This window comes from Streptomyces sp. A2-16 (assembly GCF_018128905.1).
In the GTDB taxonomy this organism is placed as follows: domain Bacteria; phylum Actinomycetota; class Actinomycetes; order Streptomycetales; family Streptomycetaceae; genus Streptomyces.
Map to the genome: position 1 here is coordinate 8,392,953 of NZ_CP063808.1, position 18,963 is coordinate 8,411,915.

The window sequence follows — 18,963 nt, forward strand, 5'->3', positions numbered from 1 at the left end:
GACCATGAGCCAGGAACAGCAGCCCTGTCAGCGGCCCGGCTGCGAGGGCACGTACGAGGACATGGGCGGCGGCGAGCTGTACTGCGACACGTGCGGTCTCGCCCCGGTCGTCTCGGGGGGTGCCTCGCTCGGGGCGGGCCGGGCCGGCTCGGTGCCCACCGGCGGCGGCAGGGACTCGCAGGGCAGCGCCGGTTCGCGCTCCACCGGCCGCGGTTCCTCGCGCACGTCCTCCCATTCGGCGAAGTCACGGCGCTCGGTGTCGGGACGGCTCTCGCGGTCGGTGTCCGGGAAGTCCACGGGCCGTTCGGTGTCGGTGCGCAGCTCCGGCTCCTCGACCGGCTCGTCCGGGCGCGGTCGGCTCGGCGCGGGCCTGGTGGAGGTGCCCGGGGTGCCGCGGCCCGATCCGCGCGGGATGGTCCTGGAGAACCCGGAGGTACCCGAGCGCAAGCGGTTCTGCTCGCGCTCCGACTGCGGGGCGCCGGTGGGGCGTTCGCGCGGGGACCACAAGGGGCGCACGGAGGGCTTCTGCACCAAGTGCGGCCACCCGTACTCGTTCGTGCCGAAGCTGAAGTCCGGCGACATCGTGCACGGGCAGTACGAGGTCGCGGGCTGTCTGGCGCACGGCGGGCTCGGCTGGGTCTATCTGGCCGTGGACCGTGCGGTGTCCGACCGCTGGGTGGTCCTCAAGGGCCTGCTGGACACCGGCGACCAGGACGCGATGGCCGCCGCGATCTCCGAGCGGCGCTTCCTCGCGGAGATCGAGCACGCCAACATCGTGCGGATCTACAACTTCGTGGAGCACCTCGACCAGCGCACCGGCTCGCTCGACGGCTACATCGTCATGGAGTACGTCGGCGGCAAGTCGCTGAAGGAGATCGCCAACGGCCGCCGCTCCACGGACGGCAAGCGGGACCCGCTGCCGGTGGAACAGGCCTGCGCCTACGGCATCGAGGCCCTGGAGGCGCTCGGCCACCTGCACAGCCGCAACCTGCTGTACTGCGACTTCAAGGTCGACAACGCCATCCAGACCGAGGACCAGCTCAAACTCATCGACATGGGCGCGGTGCGCAGGATGGACGACGAGGAGTCGGCCATCTACGGCACGGTGGGCTACCAGGCCCCCGAGGTCGCCGATGTGGGCCCCTCGATCGCCTCCGACCTGTACACGGTCGGCCGCACCCTGGCCGTGCTGACCTTCGACTTCCAGGGCTACACCAACGTCTTCGTCGACTCGCTGCCCGACCCCGACAACATCGAGGTCTTCCGCCAGTACGAGTCGTTCTACCGGCTGCTGGTCCGGGCCACGGACCCGGACCCGGCCCGCCGTTTCGCCTCCGCGCAGGAGATGTCGGAGCAGCTGACGGGCGTCCTGCGCGAGGTCGTCTCGCTGCAGACGGGCCGCGCCAGGCCCTCCTTGTCGACCCTGTTCGGGCCCGAGGTCCGGGTCACGGACACGGAGCTGTTCCCGAAGCTGGACGGGGAGGTGTCGCGGCTGGGCGGACGGATGGTGCCCTCCCGCAGGACCCCCGTCGGCACCGCAGGCGCGGTGCGGCCCGGCGGCGCCCTCAATGCCGCCGGTTCCCTCGTCAAGCCGCCCGACGCCGCCGTCGCCGCGCTGGCGCTCCCCGTCCCCCACGTCGACCCCGCCGACCCCAACGCCGGTTTCCTCGCCGGGCTCATGACGACCGCACCGGCCGAGCTGCTCGGCGCCCTCGCGGCCGCGCCGGCCCCGTCGGCGGAGACCCGGCTCAGGCAGGTGCGGGCCTGGCTGGAGAACGGCGACGCGCACACCGCGGACGAGGCGCTGCGGCGGCTGGAGAACGAACGGCCCGACGACTGGCGGGTGGTCTGGTACCGGGGCGTGGCCGCGCTGGGGACCGGCGACCACGAGGCCGCCGCGCTCGCCTTCGACGCGATCTACGACGCCTTCCCCGGCGAACCCGCCCCCAAGCTCGCCCTCGGCCTGTGCGCGGAGGTGCTCGGCCAGCTCGACAACGCCGCCGAGTACTACCGGCTGGTCTGGTCGACCGACCCGAGCTATGTGAGCGCCGCGTTCGGCCTCGCGCGTGTGCAGCTCGCGACCGGGGACCGCCGTAGCGCCGTGAGGACGCTGGAGTCGGTGCCGGAGTCCTCCATCCACTACACCGCCGCCCGCGTGGCTGCCGTCCGCGCGCGGCTGCGTGGACGCACCGCGACCGCGGGCGACGTACCCTTCCTGGACGACCTGACCGCCGCCGCCGGGCAGGTCGAGGCGCTGGACGCGTACGGACTGGACCCGGCGCGTCGCGAGCAGTTGTCGGCCGAGGTGCTGGGCGCGGCCCTGGACTGGATACTCTCCGGTGGCCAGGACTCCGTCGCCCCCGCCACCGGGGGACGGGCGCTGCTCGGCAGCGGACTGGACGAGCGAGGACTGCGCTTCGGCCTGGAGCGTTCGTACCGCACGCTGGCCCGGCTCGCGCAGGGCGGCGAGGAGAGGATCGACCTGGTGGAACGAGCCAACCGTTACCGCCCCCGGACGTGGGTGTAGTTGATGTCCCAGATGCCCCAGCAGACCGCCCTGTCGAGGTGTCCGAGCTGCGAGGAACCCCTCGAGTCGGGCGACCGTTTCTGCGGTGCGTGCGGATACGACCTGTCCGCCGTCCCGGCACGGCCGGACGACAGCCCGACCATCGCCCTGAACGGCGCGCCCCCGGGCGGCCCCTGGCCACAGGCCCCGCACCCCCCGGCCGAGCTCCATCTGCCCACCGACCTCCGGGCCGCGGCCTCGGGCGAGCACGAACTGCCCCCGGTGCCGCCCCCGTCGGGGCCGGTGCTCGGGTCGCCGGTCTCCCCCGCCTCCGGCGTGCGCTTCGACCGGCCGCCGGAGCCCGACGAGTACCCCCTGCAGGCGCCCGACCCGCGAGTGGCCGCCGGCCCACCCACTCCGGCCGAGGGCACCAAAGTGTGCGTGGCCTGCCGTGCCGGCCGGGTCGACGACGACGGCTACTGCGAGAACTGCGGGCACGCGCAGCCCCGCGAGCGCGACCACATGGAGCAGGAGGCCGGCCCGATCGCCGCCGTCAGCGACCGCGGCCTGCGCCACCACCGCAACGAGGACGCGTTCACGCTGGGCACCGGCGTGCTCCCCGACGGGCAGCCCGCGACCTTCGCGATCGTCTGCGACGGCGTGTCCTCCGCGACCCGCCCCGACGACGCCTCCCTGGCCGCCTCCCGGGCCGCGGCCGAGGCGCTGCTGGCCGCGCTGCCGCAGGGCACCCACCCCCAGCAGGCCATGCACGAGGCGATCGTCGCCGCCTCCCGCGCGGTCAACTCGCTCGCCGCGGAGCCCGCGACGGCCCGCGAGCACCAGCCGCACCAGAACGCCCCCGCGTGCACGATCGTCGGTTCGGTCGTCACCCCGAGTCTGCTGGTCGTCGGCTGGGTCGGCGACAGCCGGGTCTACTGGGTGCCCACGGACCGCAGTTCACCCCCGGCCCGGCTCACCGAGGACGACTCCTGGGCCGCGCAGATGGTCGCCGCGGGCCTGATGAACGAGGCCGAGGCGTACGCCGACGAGCGGGCCCACGCGATCACGGGCTGGCTCGGCGCGGACGCCTACGAACTCGACCCGCACACCGCTTCCTTCAAGCCGGACCGGCCTGGTGTGGTGGTGGTGTGCACCGACGGCCTGTGGAACTACGCGGAAGCGGCCGACGAGATGGCGCAGGCCGTCCCGGCCGACGCCGCCGTCCGCCCGCTGCACTGCGCGCGGGTCCTGGTCGGTCATGCCCTGGACGGCGGGGGCCACGACAACGTAACAGTGGCCGTCGTACCGTTCCCGACCCCTCCGCAGGGGGCAGGATCGGCCTGAGGCCGGACGAACGGGGACGCCTCAGCGGACCGGAGGGGACCGGTCCGCACTTCAGTCATCGCCCCACGCATGTGGGGTTCGCGAGGGGGATTTGAGTAGGCATGGCCAATTTCTCGAAGTCGAACGTGCCGCAGTTCGCGATGGACGTCTACCAGAACGAGTACCTGCCCGAGGGCGGCCGCGAGGTCAACGCGATCGTGACGGTGACCGCGACCGGTGGCGGCACGATCGGAAGCGCGGTCGCGGCCCCGCACCTGTGGTCGGCGGGACAGGGCCCCTCGGCGGCGGTCGCGATCATGGTCGACTGCTCGGGCTCCATGGACTACCCGCCGACCAAGATGCGCAACGCCCGCGACGCCACCGCCGCAGCGATCGACACCCTGCGCGACGGTGTGCACTTCGCGGTCATCGGCGGCACGCACGTGGCCAAGGAGGTGTATCCGGGAGGCGGCCGTCTCGCGGTCGCCGACGCCACCACCCGTGATCAGGCCAAGCAGGCGCTGCGCAAGCTCAACGCGGGCGGCGGTACGGCCATCGGCACCTGGCTGCGCCTCGCCGACCGGCTGCTGTCCTCGGCGGAGGTCGCCATCCGCCACGGCATCCTGCTCACCGACGGCCGCAACGAACACGAGTCGCCGGAGGACCTCAAGGCGTCCCTCGACGCCTGCGCGGGGCGTTTCACCTGCGACGCCCGGGGCGTGGGCACCGACTGGGAAGTGAAAGAAGTCACAGGGATCGCCTCCGCCCTGCTCGGCACCGCCGACATCGTCGCCGACCCGGCCGCTCTCGCCACCGACTTCACGCAGATGATGGAGACGGCCATGGGCAAGGAGGTCGCCGACGTCGCGCTCAGGGTGTGGACCCCGGTGGGCACCACCATCAAGTTCGTCAAGCAGGTCGCGCCCACCGTCGAGGAGCTCACCGACCGCCGCACCGAGGCCGGTCCGCGGGCCGGGGACTACCCCACCGGCTCCTGGGGCGACGAGTCCCGTGACTACCACGTCTGCGTCGAGGTCCCGGTCGCGAACATCGGCCAGGAGATGCTCGCCGCCCGGGTGTCGCTGGTCGTCCCGCAGCCCGACGGCGGCACGCAGAACCTGGGCGCCCAGGGTCTCGTGAGGGCCGTGTGGACGGACGACATGGTCGCCTCGACGTCGATCAACCCCCAAGTCGCCCACTACACCGGCCAGGCGGAACTGGCGCAGGCCATCCAACAGGGGCTCGATCTTCGCAAAGCGGGCGATATCGATGGAGCAACGGCCAAACTGGGCCGGGCCGTCCAGCTCGCGAACGACTCGGGGAACGCCGATACTGCGAAACTGCTTTCGAAGGTGGTCGACGTGGTCGACGCCACGACAGGTACTGTGCGACTGAAGGCGAAGGTCGAGGAGGCCGACGAGATGACTCTCGAGACCCGGTCGACAAAGACTGTTCGTGTAAAGAAGTGACGTAATAGTTCCCTGATCCGAGAGGGGGAAGCGCCGACATGCCGACCTGCCCGAACGGACACCAGTCGGGTTCCGACGACTGGTGCGAGGTCTGCGGTCACCGCATGGCCGGTGCCGTGCCTCCGCCCCCTCCGCCGCCGCCCGGTCCGGGTGGAGGCGGCTACGGCTTCCCGCCGCCCGGCGGTCCCGCCGGCCAGCCCGGCGGACGTCCGCATCTGTCCGCCGTACCGGACGCCGAGCCGGAGCTCTGCCCGCAGTGCCGCACCCCCCGCGAGGGCGGTGCGCCCTTCTGCGAGGAGTGCCGGTGGAACTTCCTGACGAACACCGCGACCTCCTACACCCCGGCCGCCCCGCGCCCGCCGGCCGGTTCCGGCGGCCCGCCCTCGCACTTCCAGCAGCAGTCGGGCCCCGGACCCGGTCCGTCCTTCGGTGGCGGCGGTGACTCCTACGAGTACCAGGGCTCCCGCCCGTCCCAGGTGAACCGCCCTGCGGAACCGATCCCCTTCGGCTCGGAACCGTCGGGCCGCACCGGTCCGGGCGGTCCCGGTGGCCCCGGAGGTCCGTCCGGCTTCCCCGGTGACCCCTCGCGCCCCGGCCCCGGCGGCGGACCCGGCTCGTCCGGCCCTTCCGGTTTCCCCGGCGGCCCCGGTGGACCGGGCGGTCCCGGCTCCTCCGGTTTCCCGGGTGACCCGTCCCGTCCCGGCGGGCCCGGCCCGTCCGGACCCGGCGGCTCCCAGGGCTTCCCCGGTGACCCGGGACGCCCCGGCTCCTCCGGTTTCCCGGGTGACCAGTCGCGTCCCGGCGGGCCCGGTGGTCCGGGCGGCGGCCCTGGTGGTCCCGGTGGCCCCGGCGGCTACGGCTATCCGCAGCCCGGCTCCACCCAGCCCGGCCCCGGCGGCCCCGGCGGTCCCGGTGCCCCGCAGGGCTTCGGCGGCCCGCCCACGCAACCCGGCCCCTCGGGTCCCGGTGGCCCGGGCGCCCCGCAGGGCTTCGGCGGCGGTCCCGCGCAGTCCGGCCCCGGCGGCCCGCAGGGCTTCCCGGGCGACTCGGGACGCCCCGGCCAGCAGGGACCTGGTGGTCCCGGAGGACCTGGTGGCCCGCCGAACTTCGGCGCCGACCCCTCCCGTCCGGTCCCGCCGCCCCCGGGTCCGACCCCGCCCGCCGGCCCCGGCGCCACGAGCGGTGCCCCGCAGGGCTTCCAGGCACAGGGCGCCCCGCCCGCCTTCCCGCAGGAGACCAACCGTCCGCAGCAGGGCGGTCCGTCCTTCGGCGGCGGCGCCGACGACTGGGTCATCTCCCCTCCCGGTCCCACCGCCCCCGGCGGTCCCGGCGGCGGGCCCGGTGGTCCTGGCGGTCCTGGCGGCTACGGCTACCCGCAGCCCGGCTCCACCCAGGCCCCGCCTGCGCCCCCCGGCCCGTCCTTCCCGCAGCAGCCGGCGACCTGGACGGCGACCATCGGCCCGGACCGCGATTACTTCATGGCGATGATGCAGCGCTCCGGCCCCGAGGCCGCGGGCCTGAACCTGCCCGCGTACTCCCCCGAGCAGCAGCGCACGCTCACCGGCAACCAGGTCACCATCGGCCGCCGCCGGCACTCCACCGGCGACACCCCCGACGTCGATCTGTCGGTGCCGCCGGAGGACCCGGGCGTCTCGCACCAGCACGCGGTGCTGGTGCAGCAGCCGGACGGTTCCTGGGCGGTCGTCGACCAGAACTCGACGAACGGCACCACGGTCAACGGCGCCGAGGAGCCCATCACACCGTTCGTGCCGGTGCCGCTCCAGGACGGCGACCGGGTGCACGTCGGCGCCTGGACGACGATCACGATCCGTCGCGGCTAGCCGTCACGGCGGAGAACGGCCACGTCACCGGAGGGGCCACGCATACGGTCCCTCCGGGTCGTCCAGCCACGCCCACTCCCGGTCGCCGCTGACCGTGATGCCGTACCGCTCCCGACGCGGCTGCCCCTCGCGCTTCCACAGGGCGTGAGCCTCCTCCGGTTCGAGGCTGCCGCGGCTCAGGGCCAGCAGGAAGCGGAACAGTTCGTTCTCCCGGGCCGGGCGCGGGACGCCGCCCAGCTCCGCGGGCTCCGGGTCCGGCCGTCCGGTGCCGCGCAGTGGCACGAAGTAGGCGGGCGTGTGCAGGAAGCGCCCCTGCGCATGTCCCGCGTCCCGGACCGTCAGGGCGATCAGGCCGGTGGCGAGCGGGCTCAGGATGAGGGCGCCGGGGCGGCACTGGGCGAGCCAGGCGGTCGGGACCTTGGCCAGGGTGCAGGTGGCGATGATCCGGTCGAAGGGGGCGCGTTCGGGCACCCCGCGCGCGCCGTCGCCGGTGACGACGGCGGGGTGGTAGCCGGCGGCGGCCAGATGTCCGCGCGCCGCCTCGGTGATCTCCGGCTCCAGATCGACGGTGGTGACGCGGTCGTCGCCGAGCCGGTGCGCGAGCAGGGCCGCGTTGTAGCCGGTGCCGGCGCCGATCTCCAGGACCCGGTCGCCGTTTCGTACCCGCAGTTCGGCCAGCATCATCGCCATCAGCGAGGGCTGGCTGCTGGAGGAGACCAGCTCGCCGTCGCGCAGCCGGGTGGCGAGCGGGGCGTCGGCGTAGGCTCCGCGGACCCACTTCTCCCGGGCGCGCGGGTCGGGACTCTCGCCCCAGCGCCGCTCGTAGCCCCCCATGACACCGACGTAGTAGTACGGCACGAACAGGTGCCGGGGCACCGCCTCGAAGGCCTCGCGCCATCCCGGGTCGGCGGCCCAGGCCCCGCTCGCGTCGATCTCCCGCACCAGCGCGGCCCGCGCCGAGTCGGCGAGTTCGGCGAGGTCCCGGTCGAGAGCGTGCGCGCCCATACCTCCACTCTGCACCCTGCGCCCCGGAGGTCCTAAGCCTTGAGTCCTGGTCCACCCCGTCTGAGACCATGGTTGACGTGAAAGAGATCCGGCGCGGCACGCTTCAGACGCAGACCTTCTACGAGCAGGTCGGCGGGGAGGAGACCTTCCGCCGCCTCGTCCACCGTTTCTACGAGGGGGTGGCCGAGGACCCGGTCCTGCGGCCCATGTACCCCGAGGAGGACCTCGGCCCGGCCGAGGAGCGCCTCACGCTGTTCCTCATGCAGTACTGGGGCGGCCCCACGACGTACAGCGACAACCGCGGCCATCCCCGGCTGCGGATGCGCCACGCGCCCTTCGCCGTCAACCGCGAGGCGCACGACGCGTGGCTGAGGCACATGCGGGACGCCGTCGACGAACTCGGCCTGTCCGAGGAGCACGAGACCCAGCTGTGGAACTACCTGACCTACGCGGCCGCTTCGATGGTGAACACCGCCGACTGATCACCCCTCCGTGACCATGGCTCACTGATTGCCGGATTCCGGTCGCACTGCGCCGGATTCCGGTCACAATCAGGTCAAGTCCGGGCTACAAGCGCTTACTCGCGACCATCGCCTCTGACATCCTCGCCGGAGATCTGCACAACACGGCGGGGGGGCCGGGTGACGGGGTTCGGGGGAATCGCACGTTTGGTGTTCCTGCGTGCGCGGGCGCACCGGCTGCTGCTCGCGGCCGCCCTGCTCACGGTCCTGCTGACCACAGCGGTCTTGGCGACACTCACCGCCTACTCGGGCGCGATCGGCGACGCGGCCCTGCGCCACGCCCTCCAGGACCGGCGCAACGCCGCCGACACCTCGCTGGTCGTCAAGGCCGACGTCCCCGGGGAACGTCGTAGGGCCGCCGACAACGCCGTACGCACCGTGGCGCGACAGACCTTCGACGGGCTGCCGGTGACCGTGCGGACGCTGCTCAGGTCGGGCCCGTACGCGCTGCCGCGGTCGCTCCAGCCCGAGTCGCGGCGGTCCGGTGACCCGGATCTGACGCACTTCGCGGCGCTGGACCGCGGGCGGGTGCGGCTGGTCGAGGGGCGGCTGCCGCGCGCGGCGGACGGGCTCGTCGAGGTGGCGCTCCCGCAGACCGCCGCCCGCACCCTCCACCTCGCCCCCGGCGCCCGCTTCACCCTCACCGACCGGCTGCGCGGCCCCTCGGTGCAGGTCACGGTGACCGGCGTGTACCGGCCCGTGCGCGTCGACGACCCGTACTGGCTCCTCGACGACCTGCACGGGCGGGGCATCAACAAGCTCGACTTCACGACGTACGGCCCGCTGCTCGCCGATCCCGGCGTGCTCACCGACGGGACGGTGAGCGCCGGGTCGGCGGGCTGGCTGGCCTCCGCCGACTTCGGGACGGTGACGACCGCGCGCACCGACGCCCTGCGCGAGACGGCACTCGCCGGGAACGCGGCGCTGCGCAAGGAGCCCTCCCTCGGCGGCGCCACGACCGCGTCGACCTCGCTGCCCGAGGTCCTGGACCGCACCGACCGCTCCCTGCTGCTGTCCCGCTCCACCCTCCTGATCGTGGCCCTCCAACTGGTGCTGCTCGCGGGCTGCGCCCTGCTGCTGGTGGCGGGGCTGCTGAGCAGTGAACGCACCGGTGAGAGCAGGCTGTTGCTGGCGCGCGGCGCCTCCCGCGGCCGGATCGCGGGCCTCGCCGCCCTGGAGGCGCTGCTGCTCGCGCTGCCCGCGCTGCTCTGTGCCCCGCTGCTGGCGCGCCCGCTGACCCGGCTGCTGGCCGGGCGGGGCCCGCTGGCCCGGATCGGCTTGCGTCTGGAGGTGCCGTGGGACGGGCGGCCCGGGGTGTGGCTGGTCGCGTCGGGCATCGCGCTCGGGTGCGCGCTGGCGGTGACGCTGCCCGCGCTGACCTCCTCCTTCGCGCGCGGCCGGGCGGGGGCCCTGCCCGGTGCGGTGCGCGCGGGCGCGGACATCGGGCTGCTCGCCGTGGCCGGGGTGGCGTACTTCCAGCTCAGCCGCCAGACCTCCGGTGCCGTGAACGACAACAGCTCCGGCGTGCTGGGCGTGGACCCGCTGCTGGTGGCGGCACCCGCGCTGGCGCTGCTGGCCGGGACCGTGCTGACGCTGCGGCTGCTGCCGCCGCTGGCCAGGCTCGCCGAACGCCGGGCGGCGGGCGGGCGCGGGCTGAGCGCGGCCCTGGCGGGCTGGCAGATCGCCCGCCGCCCGATGCGCGGCGCGGGCCCGGTGCTGCTCCTGGTCCTCGCGGTGGCGCTGGGCATGCTGGCGATCGGACAGGGCGCCTCCTGGAACCGTTCGCAGTCCGACCAGGCGGACTTCCGCGCCGGGGTGCCGGTGCGGGTCCTGGCCTCCGGCGACGGGGGGATCGGCCGCACCGAGCAGTTCGCGGCCGTCCCCGGTGTGACGCGGACCGCGCCCGCCGCCCGGTCCGAACTGCCGCTGTCCGGCGGCCGGGTGGCGACGGTGCTGGCGCTGGACACCTCGCGCGCCTCGATGCTGATCCGCTCCGACCTGCACTCCGGGCCGTTCCTCCAGGGACTCGGCCCCAACGGCGCGACAGCGGGCGTCGAGGTGCCCGCGGGCACGACCAGGCTGCGGCTGACCGCGACCCTGCGCAGTCCCGTCCAGGGCATGACGGCGTCGGCCACCGTCACGCTGGTGGACCACTACGGCACCCCCTACCGGGTCCCGCTCGGCCAACTCCCCGGCGACGGACGGGCCCACGCGCTGAACATCGAGCTGCCCGGTGTCCCGCTGACCCTGACCGACCTGGAGCTGTCCGTGCCCGTCCCCAGGGGAAAGGCCGAGCGACACCGCTTCACCGTGAGCGAGTTGACGGCGCGGAGCACCGACGGGACGGTGCGCCGACTGCCGTTGCCCACCTCCTGGAAAGTCACCTCGCAGAGCGAAGGGGTGACCTCGACTCCCGACGACAAGAACAAACCCGCCCCACCGCGCATGAGTTCGGAATCCGGGAGGCTGTCGGTGGACTACGGCACCGGGTTCATCCCGCTCGACGACACCTGGAGCGTGGGGGTGGTCACCGTCCGGATGAAGGCCCCGCAGCCGAGCGCGGTCGGCATCACGGCTGTCGCGACCGAGCGCTTCCTGACCTCGGCGGGCGCCTCGGTCGGGGAGAGCCTGCAGGTACCGCTGGGCGGCGAGAACCTGCCGGTGCGCATCGTGCGGACCGTGCGGGAGCTGCCGACCGCCGCGGAGAACGGCGGGGCCCTGCTGATCGATCTGCGGTCCGTGAACCGGCTGCTGCAGGAGCAGTACTCCCAGGGCGTGGAGCCGACCGAGTGGTGGCTCACCACCGCGCCGGGCGCCACGGACCGCGTCACCGCGGCGCTGCGGGCCTGGCCCGACATGGACCCCGCGCAGATCGTGGCGCGGGACGAACTCGCCGGGCAGCTGCGCGACGACCCGTTCGGCGCGGGCCCCGAGGCCGCGTTCACGGCGGCGGCCGGGGTGGCGGCGGCGCTGGCCGCGGTCGGGTTCGCGGTGAGCGCGGCGGGCTCGCTGCGCGAGCGCGGCGGCGAGTTCGCCGTACTGCGCGCGCTGGGGGCCCCGCGTCGGCGGGTGGCCCGGGCGGTGGCCCTGGAACAGAGCGTCCTGGTGGCGCTGGCCCTGCTGGTGGGCGCCCTGCTGGGCACGGTGCTGACCCGGGCGGTGGTCCCTCTGATCGTGCTCACGGACGAGGCGACCCGTCCGGTCCCCACGGTCCTGATCCAGCTCCCGCTCACACGGGTGGCCGCGCTGCTGGCGGCGGTGGCACTGACCCCGCTCCTGGTGACGGCGGCGCTGGCGCTGCGGCGGGCGGATCCGACGCGGGCGCTGCGTGAGGGGGTCGAGTGAGATGAGGTTCTTCAGGAGGGGTGAGGCGAAGAGCCCCGGAAGCACGGCGCCGGGGGCCGGGGCCCGGGTGAGCGTGCCCTGGGTCCGCACCCGACTGCGGACCGCGCCCGGCGCCGCGTGCGCGCTCGCACTGCTGGTCGCGCTGACCGCGTGCCTCGCGGCCGCGTTCCCCCGCGCGGTCGACCGCTACGAGGACACCGGGCTGCGCCGGGCCGCCGAGCAGGCCCGCCCCGACCGGTCCGGCATCGAGGTGTACGCCCCGCCGCCCTCGCCGCTGGACACCACCCGCATGCGCGAGGACGCCCTGCGCCCCGATGCGCTGCTCTCGCAGTACACCGAGATCCGCGCACAGGTCCCGGCCCCGCTCGTCATCGACCGGGACCAGTCGTCGTACGGTGTGCGCACCAGTGAGAACCTCGAGGCGCCGGACCCGTGGCTGCCGATGCCGACCGGCAAGCCCGCGCGGATGACACTGATCGCGCAGTCGGATCTCGCCGGCCATTCCTCCGTCGCACAGGGACGGTTGCCGCGCGCCGACGACCAAGTGACCTCCGGGACGAGCGAGTTGGAGGCGGCGGTCACCACTGAGACGGCCAAGTCCCTGCACATCAAGGTCGGTTCGGTGATCCACGCCGGCAGCTACACCGTCCGGGTCACCGGCATCGTCACCCCGCGCGACCCCCGGGGCGCGTACTGGTCCACGAAGACCATCCTGCGCACCCCGGCCCTGCTCCGCGAACCCATACCGTCCACCGACATGTACTGGGTCGGCGCCCTGCTGCTCTCCCCGAAGGCCGCCCCCGCCCTGCTCGCCGGTTCCGGAAAGCCGGAGCGCTACTGGCAGTTGGCCCCCGAGATGGGGAACCTGCGGGCCCGCGACCTGACGGCCCTGCGGTCCGCGATCGCCTCCCTGGAGGCAGGTCCGGCGCTGCGGGAGATCCGCCGGGAGGTCGACGGTCCGTCGACGGAGTTCGCGGAGATGTACGGCAGCACCGAGGTCACCACCGACCTCGACGAGGTCTTCATCGCCTACGACCGGCTCCGTGCGGGCGTGGCCCCGCTCGTCGCCGTCGCCGCCGTCGGCACCGGCACGGTCGCCGCGGTCGTCCTGCTGATGGCCGGGGGCCTCACCGCCGACCGCCGCCGCTCCGAACTCACCCTGCTGCGCGCCCGGGGCGCCTCCCTGCGGGGGCTCACGGCCCGCCTCTGCGCCGAGACGGCGGCCGCCGCCGTCCCCGCGGGGGCGCTGGGCCTGGCCGCCGCGGTGCTCGCGATCCCCGGCGGCCGAACCGGCCACGCCGTCTGGGCCGCGGTCGCGGTCACCGCCGTCACCTGCGTGGCCCTCCCCCTGCGCGCCGCGGCCGCCCACCGTCTGGTCCGCGTCCACACCGGCCGCGAGGACGTCTCCGCCGTACGACCGTCCCCGCGCCGTACGGTCGCCGAGCTGACACTGCTGGTGCTGGCGGCCGGGGCGGTGGAGTCGCTGCGCCGCCGAGGCGCCTCGGGTTCGGCCGGCGATCTCGTCTCCCTGGCACCCGTGCTGGTGGGGGTGATCGCCGCACTGATCCTGGTCCGCCTGTACCCGCTGCCGCTGCGGGGCCTCGCCCGCCCCGCCGCCCGCCTTCGCGGGGCGGTGGCCCATCTGTCCCTGGCCCGCGCGGGCCGCACCTCGGCCTCCGCCGTGCTGCCCCTCCTCGCGCTGCTGACCGCCCTGACCACGGCGGCCTTCGGCGGCTCCGTTCTCGCCGGAGTGCGGGAGGCCCGCGACCACGCGGCCCTGCTGTCGGTCGGCGCCGACGCCCGCGTGGAGACGGCGGCCCCGCTCCCGTCCGGGCTCCCGGACCGGGTGCGCCGCACTCCCGGCGTGAGCGAAGTGTCCGCGGTGAGCGTCAGCTTCGAGGCGAAGCCGACCGACGGGGCACAGTCGGTGCCGCTGGTCGGGGTGAACCCAGGCGACTACGCGGCCCTGTCGACACGGACGGGCCTGGGCCCCTTCGCACAGACCCGGCTGAAGGCGCAGGCCTCCGGCGGGGCGATCCCCGCCCTGGCCTCCGAGGCCACCGCCCGCACCTACGGCACCCGCCCGTTTTCGGTCCTGCTCCCGGACGGCAGCACTCTCACCGTCCGCATCGACGAAGTCCTCGAACGCACCCCGGCAGTCGCGGGCACGGACTTCCTGGTCGTGAACCGCGCGGCGCTGAGCGCGGCGGTGGCCCGGCCGACCGCGCTGCTGCTGACGGGCGAGAACCTGGACGGGGCCGCGCTGCGCAAGGCCGCCCCCAAGGACGCGTCCGTGCGCCTGAAGTCCGAGGAGCGGGAACGCTACGTCGACTCCCCCCTCCAGACCGGCGCGGAACGCGTCTACACGACGGCGGTGGCGGCCGGCACGGGATACGCGGTCCTGGCCCTCCTCCTCACCCTGCTCCGCACGGCCCCCGAACGCACGGCGCTGCTGGCCCGCCTCCGCACGATGGGCCTCACCCGGGCGGCGGGCCGCCGCCTCCTGATCCTGGAGTCCCTGCCCCAGGCGGTCCTGGCCGCCGTGGGCGGCACCCTCACGGGTTGGGCCACGATCCGCCTCCTCTCCCCCGGAATCGACCTGACCGCCATCGCCCTCCCTTCGGCCCAACCCGACGCGGGGGCCGTGGAGTTGCGCATGGACGCCCTGTCCCTGGCCGTGCCGGCGCTTGCGGTGCTGCTGCTGGCGGTGGGAGTGGGGGTCGGACAGGCGTGGTGGTCGGGGAGACGGGGGTCGGTGCGGGAACTGAGAGCGGGTGAGACCCGGTGACCGCCTTGCCGAAGACCCACTCCCCGGCCGGCCCCGACACCGGACCACCGTCCGGGAGACGCCCATGACGACGGACCACCGTCCAGGAGACGGCTCATGACCACGGACCACAGTCCAGGAGACGGCCCATGACGACGAACCCCACCCTCACGGACCTGGCCGAGAAGGCGACCGCCGCCCGCAACCGCCCCACCTACGGCCACGACGCCCTGATCACCTGCGACCGGCTCGTCCGCATCTTCACCACGGACGGCGTGGAGGTCCAGGCGCTGCAGGGCCTCGACCTGCTCGTCCGGGAGGGCGAACTCCTCGCGCTGGTGGGCGCGTCCGGCAGCGGCAAGTCCACCCTGATGAACATCCTCGCGGGCCTGGACACCCCCACCGCCGGGGCGGCCAGAGTCGCGGGCCACGACCTCCTCACGATGACCTCGAAGGACCGACTGGCCTACCGCCGCACGACCGTGGGTTTCGTCTGGCAGCAGACCTCCCGCAATCTCCTGCCCTACCTCACCGCGGCCCAGAACATCACCCTGCCCATCCAGCTCTCCGGCTCCCGGACGGCCCGCCGTGCCCAGACCGAACGCGCCCTGGAACTACTGGAGTTGCTGGAGGTGGCGGACTGCCGCAACCGTCGCCCCCACCAGATGTCGGGCGGCCAGCAGCAGCGCGTGGCGATCGGGGTCGCGCTGGCCAACAACCCCGCTGTGCTCCTCGCCGACGAACCGACGGGCGAACTCGACTCCCACACCGCGGAACAGATCTTCGCCGCTTTCCGCAAGGCCAACGAACAGCTCGGCACGACGATCGTCATCGTCACCCACGACCAGGCCGTGGCGGGAGAGGTCCGCCGCACGGTGGCCATCAGGGACGGCCGTACCTCCACGGAGGTCCTGCGCCGCAGCGAGGTGGACGCGGCGACGGGTCACGAGACCCTGGTGGCGAGGGAGTACGCGATGCTCGACCGCGCGGGCCGCCTCCAGCTCCCGAAGGAGTACACCGAGGCGCTGGGCATGCGGGACAGGGTGGCGCTGGAACTGGAGCCGGACCACATCGGCATATGGCCGGACGACAGCGAGCGCAACGGGTGACGGGGCGGGGTGCCTCCGGCGGCGGCTCGGCGGCCCGGCGAATGGGCGGCCCGGCGGCTCGGCGAATGGGCGGCTCGGCGGCTCGGCGGCTCGGCGGCTCGGCGGCTCGGCGGCTCGGCGGCTCGGCGGCTCGGCGGCTCGGCGGCTCGGCGGCTCGGCGGCTCGGCGGCTCGGCGGCTCGGCGAGGGTAGGCACACCCTGATACCGGCGAATCCAAACCCGGCCCGACGCAGGACGAGCGCCCGGGCCGATCACCCGGCGACCCGATCACCCGGCCACCCGGCCACCCGGCCACCCGGCGACGGTCAGCGCACGCTGACGTCGAGGGTCCCGAGTCCTGCCTGGCGTACGGCGATTGAGCCGTAGGGGGTTCGCAGGCGCAGCCAGGCCCCTGCCGACAGGAGCGCCAACTGCCCTCCGGGCCGCAGGAATCCGAGGGACTGGGCCGCGTGCACGGCCCGCACGGGCAGCCGCGTCGGACCCACGGTCCGGGACCAGATCTCCCGCCCGATCCGGTCGAGTTCGGCCCGGGTACGCTCCTCGGCGCTCAACTCCTCGGTACGGGACCGGAATTCGGCGACCCCGGAGTGCACGAGCGCCCGCAGCGCCTCCGGCTCCGGCAGCCCGGTCACCGCCTGCCATCCACCCCGCGGCGGCAGCACCCCGGCCCACGGCGGCCCGGTCACCGCCGCCGGCACGACAGCCGTACCCGCGCTCTCGTCGACGGACTCCAGGAGCTCACCCGCGGACACGGTCACGTCGAGCGTGACGTCGAGCCCGTTCTCGTACGGCTTGGCCAGGCGTACCGCCCGGATCGCCAGCACCTCGAAGGACGGCGGGCGTCCGAAGACGGCGAGCGCGGTCCCGGTGACCTGAAGACGCACCGCGGCCGAGCGGTCGTAGCGGAGCAGCCGGGAGAGGAAGGCGGCGAGATCCGCTGCCTCCCCCTCGTCGGCAAGGTGGAGCACCGTCATGCGGCGACGGCCTCCTCCTCGTCGTCGTCCCGGTACCCCTCGAGGAACTCCCGTTCCTCCGCGGTGATCCGGCGCGGCCGCTGGGCGGTGAAGTCGAACGGCACTATCACCGTCGAGGCCCGGACGTAGACCTCGTCGCCGTCCTTCACCTCGTAGGCGATGGTGAAGGACGCCGCGCGGATCTCGGTGACCCACAGCTCGATGTCCACGGGCGCGTGCCGGTGGACGAGCTGTCGCTTGTAGTCGATCTCATGGCGTGCCACCACGGACCCCTGCTGGAAGTCCTTCTCCGGGCGGAACAGGAAGTCGATACGGGCTTCCTCCAGGTAGCGGAGGAAGACCACGTTGTTGACGTGGCCGTACGCGTCCATGTCCGCCCAGCGCAGCGGGCAGCGGTAGATGTGCCGCAAGATCAGCCCCGGGTCAGCTTCTTGTAGGTGGCGCGGTGCGGGCGGGCCGCGTCCGGGCCGAGCCGCTCGATCTTGTTCTTCTCGTACGACTCGAAGTTGCCCTCGAACCAGAACCACTTGGACTCGCCCTCGTAGGCGAGGATGTGCGTGGCCACCCGGTCCAGGAACCAGCGGTCGTGGGAGACGACCACGGCCGCACCCGGGAACTCCAGCAGCGCGTTCTCCAGCGAGCCGAGGGTCTCGACGTCGAGGTCGTTGGTCGGCTCGTCGAGGAGCAGCAGGTTGCCGCCCTGCTTGAGGGTGAGCGCGAGGTTGAGGCGGTTGCGCTCACCGCCGGAGAGCACGCCGGCCGGCTTCTGCTGGTCGGGGCCCTTGAAGCCGAAGGCGGAGACATACGCACGGGACGGCATCTCGACCTGGCCGACGTTGATGTAGTCGAGCTCGTCGGAGACGACCGCCCACAGGGTCTTCTTCGGGTCGATGTTCGCGCGGCTCTGGTCGACGTAGGAGATCTTGACGGTGTCGCCGACCTTGATGGTGCCGGAGTCCGGCTCCTCCAGGCCCTGGATCATCTTGAAGAGGGTGGTCTTGCCGGCGCCGTTCGGGCCGATGACCCCGACAATGCCGTTGCGCGGCAGCGTGAAGGAGAGGTCGTCGATGAGCACCTTGTCGCCGAAGCCCTTGGTGAGGTTGGAGACCTCGACGACGATGCTGCCGAGCCGCGGGCCCGGCGGGATCTGGATCTCCTCGAAGTCCAGCTTCCGCATCTTGTCGGCCTCGGCGGCCATCTCCTCGTAGCGGGCGAGACGGGCCTTGGACTTGGCCTGGCGGCCCTTTGCGTTGGACCGCACCCACTCCAGCTCTTCCTTGAGCCGCTTGGCGCGCTTGGCGTCCTTCGCACCCTCGACCTTGAGACGCGTCTGCTTGGTCTCCAGGTACTTGGAGTAGTTGCCCTCGTAGCCGTGCAGGCGGCCGCGGTCGACCTCGCAGATCCAGCCGGCCACGTTGTCCAGGAAGTACCGGTCGTGGGTCACGGCGACGATGGTGCCGTCGTACTTGGCGAGGTGCTGCTCCAGCCAGTTCACCGACTCGGCGTCGAGGTGGTTGGTGGGCTCGTCGAGAAGCAGCAGGTCAGGGGCCTCCAGCAGGAGCTTGCACAGCGCCACGCGGCGGCGCTCACCACCGGAGAGGTTGGTGACGGCCCAGTCGCCGGGCGGGCAGCCGAGCGCGTCCATGGCCTGCTCGAGCTGCGCGTCGAGGTCCCACGCGTTGGCGTGGTCGAGCTCCTCCTGGAGCTTGCCCATCTCGTCGAGGAGCGCGTCGGAGTAGTCCGTCGCCATCAGCTCGGCGATCTCGTTGAACCGGTCGAGCTTGCCCTTGACCTCGGAGACACCTTCCTGGACGTTCTCCAGGACGGTCTTCTCCTCGTTCAGCGGCGGCTCCTGCAGCAGGATCCCCACGGTGTACCCGGGCGACAGGAAGGCATCGCCGTTCGACGGCTGCTCCAGGCCCGCCATGATCTTCAGAATGGTCGACTTACCGGCACCGTTCGGGCCGACCACACCGATCTTCGCGCCAGGCAGGAAGTTCAGCGAGACGTCGTCAAGGATGACCTTGTCGCCGATTGCCTTGCGCGTCTTGCGCATGGTGTAGATGTACTCAGCCAAGAGAAACCGTCCGGCAGCTTGAAATC

At 73.4% G+C, this 18,963-nt stretch carries 12 protein-coding genes; 8 read left to right on the forward strand and 4 right to left on the reverse strand.

The window, feature by feature from the left end:
- The first annotated feature begins 4 nt into the window (after positions 1–4).
- From IOD14_RS37655 to IOD14_RS37670, 4 genes are all read left to right on the forward strand, one after another.
- Positions 5–2,527, forward strand: coding sequence for a serine/threonine-protein kinase (locus tag IOD14_RS37655; RefSeq protein WP_212673487.1), 2,523 nt, complete (start codon positions 5–7; stop codon positions 2,525–2,527).
- Entirely contained in the window at positions 2,528–3,850 is a 1,323-nt protein-coding gene (locus IOD14_RS37660; RefSeq protein ID WP_174269138.1) for a PP2C family serine/threonine-protein phosphatase, read from the forward strand.
- A 101-nt stretch (positions 3,851–3,951) separates the two neighbouring features.
- A complete protein-coding gene (locus IOD14_RS37665; protein ID WP_123989296.1) occupies positions 3,952–5,298 on the forward strand; it encodes a VWA domain-containing protein in 1,347 nt (448 codons plus the stop codon).
- 38 nt (positions 5,299–5,336) lie between these two features.
- Entirely contained in the window at positions 5,337–7,139 is a 1,803-nt protein-coding gene (locus IOD14_RS37670) for an FHA domain-containing protein (RefSeq protein ID WP_212672643.1), read from the forward strand.
- Positions 7,140–7,163: 24 nt separating this feature from the next.
- Here the strand turns inward: IOD14_RS37670 and IOD14_RS37675 are convergent, their stop codons facing one another.
- On the reverse strand, positions 7,164–8,144 hold the full coding sequence (locus IOD14_RS37675; RefSeq protein ID WP_212672644.1) for a methyltransferase domain-containing protein: 981 nt from the start codon (positions 8,142–8,144) through the stop codon (positions 7,164–7,166).
- Between the two features lie 68 nt (positions 8,145–8,212).
- Between IOD14_RS37675 and IOD14_RS37680 the strand changes: the two genes are divergently transcribed.
- The 4 genes from IOD14_RS37680 (at position 8,213) to IOD14_RS37695 (ending at position 15,886) form a co-directional block, all read left to right on the forward strand.
- On the forward strand, positions 8,213–8,626 hold the full coding sequence (locus tag IOD14_RS37680; RefSeq protein WP_174269139.1) for a globin: 414 nt from the start codon (positions 8,213–8,215) through the stop codon (positions 8,624–8,626).
- Between the two features lie 189 nt (positions 8,627–8,815).
- Positions 8,816–12,010, forward strand: a complete 3,195-nt coding sequence (locus IOD14_RS37685; protein WP_249126333.1) for an FtsX-like permease family protein — start codon at positions 8,816–8,818, stop codon at positions 12,008–12,010.
- Between the two features lie 67 nt (positions 12,011–12,077).
- Positions 12,078–14,798: an ABC transporter permease gene (locus tag IOD14_RS37690; RefSeq protein ID WP_212672646.1), complete on the forward strand. Its 2,721-nt coding sequence runs from the start codon at positions 12,078–12,080 to the stop codon at positions 14,796–14,798.
- A 128-nt stretch (positions 14,799–14,926) separates the two neighbouring features.
- Positions 14,927–15,886: an ABC transporter ATP-binding protein gene (locus tag IOD14_RS37695; protein WP_212672647.1), complete on the forward strand. Its 960-nt coding sequence runs from the start codon at positions 14,927–14,929 to the stop codon at positions 15,884–15,886.
- Between the two features lie 305 nt (positions 15,887–16,191).
- Here IOD14_RS37695 and IOD14_RS37700 read toward each other — a convergent pair whose 3' ends face one another.
- The 3 genes from IOD14_RS37700 to ettA are packed head-to-tail and all read right to left on the reverse strand — an operon-like array spanning position 16,192 to position 18,937.
- Positions 16,192–16,860, reverse strand: coding sequence for a hypothetical protein (locus IOD14_RS37700; RefSeq protein WP_123989303.1), 669 nt, complete (start codon positions 16,858–16,860; stop codon positions 16,192–16,194).
- Positions 16,857–17,270: a thioesterase family protein gene (locus IOD14_RS37705; RefSeq protein WP_123989304.1), complete on the reverse strand. Its 414-nt coding sequence runs from the start codon at positions 17,268–17,270 to the stop codon at positions 16,857–16,859. The genes IOD14_RS37700 and IOD14_RS37705 overlap by 4 nt, the downstream gene beginning before the upstream one ends.
- Positions 17,271–17,272: 2 nt before the next feature.
- Entirely contained in the window at positions 17,273–18,937 is a 1,665-nt protein-coding gene (ettA, locus tag IOD14_RS37710; RefSeq protein ID WP_118082639.1) for an energy-dependent translational throttle protein EttA, read from the reverse strand.
- Between the last annotated feature and the right edge of the window lie 26 nt (positions 18,938–18,963).